The 3,466-nt window shown below is 65.0% G+C and carries 3 protein-coding genes; all 3 read right to left on the reverse strand.

Translation table 11 applies throughout. The annotated features are described in order from the left end of the window. The coding region (pgk, locus tag EN935_RS27175) for a phosphoglycerate kinase (protein ID WP_127373809.1) at positions 1 to 335 on the reverse strand (335 nt) is incomplete at its 3' end. 146 nt (positions 336 to 481) lie between these two features. Further along, positions 482 to 2,371, reverse strand: coding sequence for a potassium/proton antiporter (locus EN935_RS27180; protein WP_127264794.1), 1,890 nt, complete (start codon positions 2,369 to 2,371; stop codon positions 482 to 484). 218 nt (positions 2,372 to 2,589) lie between these two features. After that, positions 2,590 to 3,466, reverse strand: an 877-nt coding sequence (locus tag EN935_RS27185) for a type I glyceraldehyde-3-phosphate dehydrogenase (protein WP_164771373.1), incomplete at its 5' end; no start/stop codon positions are given.

The raw sequence follows: 3,466 nt of genomic DNA on the forward strand, positions 1-3,466 counted from the left end.
TCGCCTTTGTTCATGGCGGCGATGGCGCTTCCCGCTACGTCGCCGACGCAGTCGCTGGCGAAGCCGACGGGGCGGCCGAGCACATCTGCCGCCGCCCTGGCGATCGGCTCCAGCGAGAATTCTGGCGAGGGACCGTCCTTGGGCCGTCCGAAATGGGCAAGCAGGATGACCTTGGCGCCCTTGGCCGACAGTTCGGCGATGGTCGGCGCGATGCGTTCGATGCGGGTGGCGTCGGTGACCTTGCCGTCAGAGACGGGCACGTTGAGGTCGACGCGTACCAGCACGCGCTTGCCGCTGATGTTGCCGATATCGTCGAGGGTCTTGAAGGCGGCCATGCGGGTTCCTTTTCGCGAAAAACCGGGGGACCATACCCCGCGCCAACGATGATGCAAGGCTTAGGCTGGGTTCGAACCGAAATTTTGAAAGCGGTACGATTCTGTGCCGGCGGGCGGATGAAGGGCAGCACCCACAATCGAAGTTGTCAGCTCTCGGTCGTTACCTTCTCCGCTGTCGGCTCAGAGGCTGGTTTCTCGTCTGCCCGCGCCTCCGCCATCTGCGTCTCGGTGGGCTTGCGCCAGTTGCGGATGAAGGCGGAGACACGGTCGCCGATCTCGCCGGCGCTGAGGAAAACCGGCACCCGCGCCACCGGCGCGGTCGGCTCGAAGGAAAGGCCGAGGCCTGTGATCTTGCCCTTGTCGTCGACGTCACGAACGATCAGCTCGATCGGGCCGAGCAGCACGCGGTCGGCATATTCGGCATGACCGCCGAGCCGCGCGGTGACCAGCGCGCCGACGGTGAGCTTTTGCTCCGCTTCGGTCAGGCCTGGCGTATAGGCCGCTTCCAGTTCGGCGGCGGAGCGCGCGGGGTCGACAGCGAAAGCACCGAAGAAATCGGCGTCCTCGGGGTCGACCACGGCGCGGCTGGCGAAAAGCTTGTCGAGCAGGCGCGGATAGCGGTCCGGCACGAAGATGTAGACCTGGTCGCCGGCGGCGAGCCGTCCCATGTCCTGGAAGCGCATCGAGCGGCCGTCGCGCAGCACCAGCGAGGGCCGTGCCCAGCGCGGGATGCGTTCGCCGCGCGCCACCGGGCTGCCGTGTGCCACACGATAGGCGAGAAGCTCGTGATGGGCCGAGCCCGGCAATTCCAGCTCGACCTTGTCCAGCGGGCCGAGCCGCGCCGGCACGATGAGACCGAGGCGGCGCGCCAGCGGCCCGACCGTCCAGCCCTGGATGACCAGCGACACCAGAACGATGATGAAGGCGGTGTTGAAGATGACGCGGCCGTTTTCCAGCCCGCCGAGCAGCGGGGTGATGGCGAGCAGGATCGACACCGCGCCGCGCAGGCCGACCCAGGAGACAAAGGCGACTTCGGGGCGCGGCAGACGGAACGGGATCAGGCAGAGCCAGACCGCGATCGGGCGGGCGATGAACATCAGGAACAGGCCGAGCGCTACCGCCGGCACCATGATCGCCGGAAACTGCGACGGCGTCGCGAACAGGCCGAGGATGAGGAACATGATGATCTGCGCCAGCCACGACATGCCGTCCTGGAAACGCTTGAGGATGGTGACGGCGCGGATGTCGGAATTGCCGGCGATGAGGCCGGCGATATAGACCGCCAGGAAGCCCGAGCCGCCAATGGCGCCGGCGGCGGCAAAGACCATCAGCGACAAGGTCAGCACGAAGATCGGCAGTAGGCCGTGGTCGAGGTTGAGCCGGTCGACGAGGCGCACGATGGCGAGGCCGCCAAGCACGCCGACGACGGCGCCGAGACCCATGTTGAGGAGGAAGCCGAGGAACAGGCTGGTGACCAGGACATTGGTCTCTGGGTTGGCGTGGGCGGCGATGATCTCGACCAGCGTGATGGTCAGGAAGATGGCGATCGGGTCGTTGGTGCCGGATTCCACCTCAAGCGTCGAGCGCACGCGCTCGCGAAGGTTGATCTCGCCGGCGCGCAGCAGGAAGAACACGGCCGCTGCATCGGTGGAGGCGACGGCAGCACCGAGAAGGAAGGATTCCAGCCAGGTAAGGTCGAGCAGATAGTGGGCGGCGGCGCCAAACAGGCCGGTGGTCAAAAGCACGCCAAATGTCGCCAGCGACAGAGCCGGTCCCGCCGCCTGCCGCAAGGCGTTGAGCGGCGTGCCGAAACCGGAATCGAACAGGATGACGGCCAGCGCCAATGAGCCGGCAAAATAGGCGATGCGGGCGTTGTCGAACTGGATGCCGAGACCGTCGGTGCCGCTGGCCAGGCCAATGCAGAGAAACAGGAGCAGAAGAGGGGCGCCGAAGCGGAAGGCGATCAGGCTCGAAAACGCGGCGGCGACGACAAGCGCTGTGCCGACCAGCGTAACGAGATAGATCGCATGCTCCATCCTGAAATCAGCCCCTCAAATTCGTCTGTCTCCTGCTTTACGAGAGAGTGGGGCGAAGACGTGACCAGTGCAAGGCGGCAGGGAGGCTTTTTGACCTATGCCGCTGATTTTCGGATGTTTTGGCGCTCAGGACACAAATCGGCAAGGCGCCAGCCGCCCGCATGAAAAACGCCCGGACAAAGCCGGGCGTTCCAGGTTTCGAAAAGAGAGCTTTGCGATCAGGCGATGGTCTTGCCGAAGGCGACCGCGGTATCGCCCATGCGGTTGGAGAAACCCCATTCATTGTCGTACCAGGACAGCACCGAAACGAAGTTGCCGTCCATCACCTTGGTCTGGTCGAGCGCCATGATCGAAGAACGCGGATCGTGGTTGAAATCGATCGAGACGTTCGGGTGATGGGTGACGCCGAGGATGCCCTTGAGCTTGCCGTTGGAGGCGGCGATCACGGCGTCGTTGATCTCCTGCACGGTCGTCGCGCGCTTGGCGATGAACTTGAAGTCGACGACCGAGACGTTCGGGGTCGGCACGCGGATCGAAATGCCGTCGAGCTTGCCCTTGAGGTCGGGCAACACCAGGCCGATCGCCTTGGCGGCACCGGTCGAGGTCGGGATCTGCGACAGGGCCGCGGCGCGGGCGCGGTAGAGATCCTTGTGCATGGTGTCCAGCGTCGGCTGGTCGCCGGTGTAGGAATGGATCGTCGTCATCATGCCCTTTTCGATGCCGACCGTTTCGTGCAGCACTGCTGCCAGCGGCGCCAGGCAGTTGGTGGTGCACGACGCATTCGAGATGACGATGTGGTCCTTGGTCAGTTGGTCGTGGTTGATGCCGTAGACGACGGTGAGGTCGGCGCCCTCGGCCGGGGCCGAAACGACGACGCGCTTGGCGCCGGCGGTCAGATGCGCGGCGGCCTTGTCACGGGCGGTGAAGATGCCGGTGCATTCGAGCGCGATGTCGATGCCGAGTTCCTTCCACGGCAGCTGGGTCGGATCCTTGATCGCGGTGACCTTGAACGTCTCCTTGCCGACGGTGATCTGGTCGCCGGATACCGAGACTTCATGCGGGAAGCGGCCGTGCACGCTGTCATAGCGCAAGAGG

The organism is Mesorhizobium sp. M7D.F.Ca.US.004.03.1.1 (assembly GCF_003998635.1).
Taxonomy (GTDB): Bacteria; Pseudomonadota; Alphaproteobacteria; order Rhizobiales; family Rhizobiaceae; genus Mesorhizobium; species Mesorhizobium loti.